The organism is Pacificimonas flava, from assembly GCF_000342165.1.
In the GTDB taxonomy this organism is placed as follows: Bacteria; Pseudomonadota; Alphaproteobacteria; order Sphingomonadales; family Sphingomonadaceae; genus Pacificimonas; species Pacificimonas flava.
In genome coordinates this window covers 1-3179 of the sequence record NZ_AMRV01000030.1, presented here as the reverse complement: position 1 = coordinate 3179, position 3179 = coordinate 1, and the positions used below count along the sequence as shown (strand labels likewise).

Below are 3179 nucleotides of genomic sequence, written 5' to 3'. Positions count from 1 at the left end.
GTATCCATCCGGTGAGGACCGCGGCGCGATAGCTACACGCCCTATTTTGTGATGATGCGCTTTGCGGCGGCGTTGCGTTTGGCGGCGATACGGCCGAGCGCGACCTGGATGGGGAAGATATCCAGTTCCTCTGGGTCGTAGTCTTCGAGCCAGCGGCAGATGTCAGCATGTTCCTCGTGCGCGGGATCGGACCTCGCATCGAGCATTTCGTAGAAGCCGCTAATCCCTCCGCAATCTTCGGGCGGGCAATTACGCTCGCCGGCGATGAAGCGCGGGTAGGCTATGGCCGGGTCGCCTTGGCGAACATCACTCAGGGTCAGCGTGTGCTGCCAATTGTCACCAAAGTCGTAGGAATAGGCGATCCTGATGGTGCCCGGGGCCAGGATATCACGCAGACGAACCCTCGAGGCATTTTTGGGCAGCGGAGTGCCCCAGCCGTCATCCATCGGGATGCCGTATGCCTGGCCGTCGATCACCATCTCCCAGAGATGATAGTCGAACCAGCCCATCGCGGCCTGGACGATGTCATGCAGGACCTTGAGGGTGATCGAGGTCGGCACTTCGACCTGCCGCCAGATCGGCGGATCGCTGTCCTTGAGGTCGATGCGCAGCGTTGCGATTTGCGTGAAGCTGTCGATGGCCGTGGGCCTCTGCATGGATCGAGCGGTCATGCCGCCTGCGATAGCACTCCTGCGTTCGCACGCCAGTTCCAGGGCAGCAGTTCATCGATCCGGTGCGCGGGATGTCCGGCGATGCGCGCGAGGACATCGGCCAGCCACGCCTGCGGATCCACGTCGTTAAGCCGGGCCGTCTGGATCAGCGTGTAGAGCACAGCCGCGCGCTGGCCGCCGCGATCCGAACCGCAGAACAGCCATGCCTTGCGGCCCAGCGGTACACAGCGCAGTGCCCGCTCGGCGGCATTGTTGGTGATGCAGATCCGGCCATCATCGAGGAAGCGGGTGAAGGCATCCCAGCGCCGGAGCATGTAGCCTATCGCCTTCGCCAGATCATGGCTGCGCGACAGCTTCGCGAGCTGCGCGGTGAGCCAGGCGTGCAAATCCGCCATCAGCGGCGCGCTGCGTTCCTGCCGGAGTGCAACGCGCTCGGCTGCCGTCTTGCCATTGATGCCGCGCTCGATCTCGAACAGGGCATCGAGGCGCTGCACGGCCTCCAGCGCAATCGGGTAGATCATGCCGGTGTGCTCGCCGCGGCTTCTCCTGCGCGCGGCTCCCTCGACATCGGCCAGCTCGAAGAATTTGCGGCGTGCATGCGCGAAGCAGCCCGCCTCGATCACGGGTGCTGGCTGACGACCGGGCGCGTAAAGCTCGTTGTAGCCGCCATAGGCATCGGCCTGCAGAATCCCTGCCCAGGACGCCAGATGCGCCCGAGGATGCTCGCCGCGCCGGTCGCGCGAATAGTGGAACAGGGCCGCTGGCGGATCGCAGCCGGCGAAGGGTCGGTCATCGCGCACATAGACCCACAGGCGCGCCGTATCGGTCTTGCCCTTCGCCATGACCGGCACGGTGGTATCGTCGCCGTGGATCCGGGTTGCATCCAGCACATGGGTCTCGATCCGCCGGTAGAGCGGCATGAGTGCGAAGGCGGCGGCACCGACCTGGTCGGCCAATGTCGAGGTGCTGAGCGCAACGCCTTCGCGGGCAAAGCGCTCGGCCTGCCGGTTGAGGGGCTGGTGCTGGCCGTACTTCTCGAACAAGAGCATGGCGAGAAAGCTGGGGCCCGCCCATCCGCGTGGCACGACATGGAACGGCGCCGGGGGCTGCATAATCATCTCGCAGTCCCGGCAGGAGAACTTCTCGCGCACCGTCTGGATCACCTTCCACTGGCGCGGGATCACTTCCAGAGTCTCGGTGATATCCTCGCCCAGCTTCGACAGGCGCGCGCCGCCGCAGGACGGGCACAAACAGGGCGCGGGGATGACGACGCGTTCGCGCGGCAGATGTTCGGGGAACGGCTTGCGGCTCGGGCGCTTGCGGTCGAAGGCGGCGACCTCGCTCGTCTTCGCCGCAGCGGCTTCGGCAGCGCAATCATTCTCGCAGGCATCGGCCTCGAGATCTTCAAGCTGCAATTCCAGCTGATCGAGCAGATGGCGGCTGCGTTCGGCGCTGGCGCCATATTGCTCGCGGCGCAGCCTGGCGATCTGCAGTTTGAGGTGGGCGATCAGCGCCTCGATCGCACTCTCGCGGGCCTTGGCCTTGGCAAGGCGGGCCTCGGCATCATCGGCGCGCAAGACCGCGGCGGCCAGTAGCGCCTTGAGCGCTTCGACGTCGTCCGGAAGGGGCGATACGGCCTTGTCCATGAGGGGCATGGAATCACAGATCGGCCTCCGGTCAAAGCCAAAAATGCGCTAGCCAACGAAGAAAATGCCGCACCTATCCGGCGCTCTGCGGACGCCACGAATACTGGGGATTACGCCAGTCGATCCCCTCCAGCAGGCAGGACAATTGCGCATTGGTCAGCGAGACCATGCCTTCCCGAGCCGAGGGCCAGACGAAGCGCCCCTTCTCGAGCCGTTTGGCATAGAGCGACATGCCGATGCCGTCGTGCCAGATGATCTTGACCAGCGATCCCGTCCGCCCGCGGAACACGAACAGGTCGCCGCCATGCGGATCGCGCTTCAGGCCCTGTTGCACCTGCAAGGCCAGCCCCTGCATGCCCTTGCGCATGTCCGTGTGGCCCATCGCGATCCAGACTCTCGCGCCCGATGGGATCATCGCAGCGCCTTCAATGTCGCCGAAACCAGCGTAGCCGATGCAGACGACGAAATACGCACGCAGCAACCTTCGCCCAGTTCGACCGTGATCGCGGCGCACGGATCATGATCGGCAGGCTGCTCATCATCGGCGAGCACGGCCTGCGCAAATGTTACCTTTGGTACCGGCAACGACGCTGCTTCCGCCTGTTCCTGCAACTTGCGCCGCCAAGTGTAGATCAGGCTGGTCGAAACGTCGCGCCGCCGGGATACGTCAGCAACGCAGGCACCCGGCGCAAAGGCCTCGGCGAGGATATCAAGCCGCTCCTCCTCGCTCCAACGCCGCCGACGCTCCGGCCCCGCCATCACCGTGATCTGACCCATGCTCCGCTCCTAAGCTCGCTCATACGAGCGCTCTTAAGACCGGTCGTTCACCCGCCGGACAAGGCGGGGCTCACCGGATGGGTAC

4 protein-coding genes are annotated in these 3179 nt (G+C 64.9%); all 4 read right to left on the bottom strand.

Features of this window, described 5'->3' with window-relative positions; genetic code table 11:
• Positions 1-41: 41 nt before the first annotated feature.
• A complete protein-coding gene (locus C725_RS14995; RefSeq protein ID WP_239806102.1) occupies positions 42-671 on the bottom strand; it encodes a plasmid pRiA4b ORF-3 family protein in 630 nt (209 codons plus the stop codon).
• Entirely contained in the window at positions 668-2317 is a 1650-nt protein-coding gene (gene tnpC, locus C725_RS14990) for an IS66 family transposase (RefSeq protein WP_008604015.1), read from the bottom strand. The genes C725_RS14995 and tnpC overlap by 4 nt, the downstream gene beginning before the upstream one ends.
• A 73-nt stretch (positions 2318-2390) precedes the next feature.
• Positions 2391-2732 carry an IS66 family insertion sequence element accessory protein TnpB gene (gene tnpB / locus C725_RS14985; protein WP_008604014.1) on the bottom strand — a complete coding sequence of 114 codons (342 nt, stop codon included), beginning with the start codon at positions 2730-2732 and terminating at the stop codon, positions 2391-2393.
• Positions 2729-3094 (bottom strand): IS66-like element accessory protein TnpA, encoded by a 366-nt coding sequence (gene tnpA / locus C725_RS14980; RefSeq protein ID WP_008604013.1) that lies wholly within the window; start codon positions 3092-3094, stop codon positions 2729-2731. The genes tnpB and tnpA overlap by 4 nt, the downstream gene beginning before the upstream one ends.
• Positions 3095-3179 lie beyond the last annotated feature (85 nt).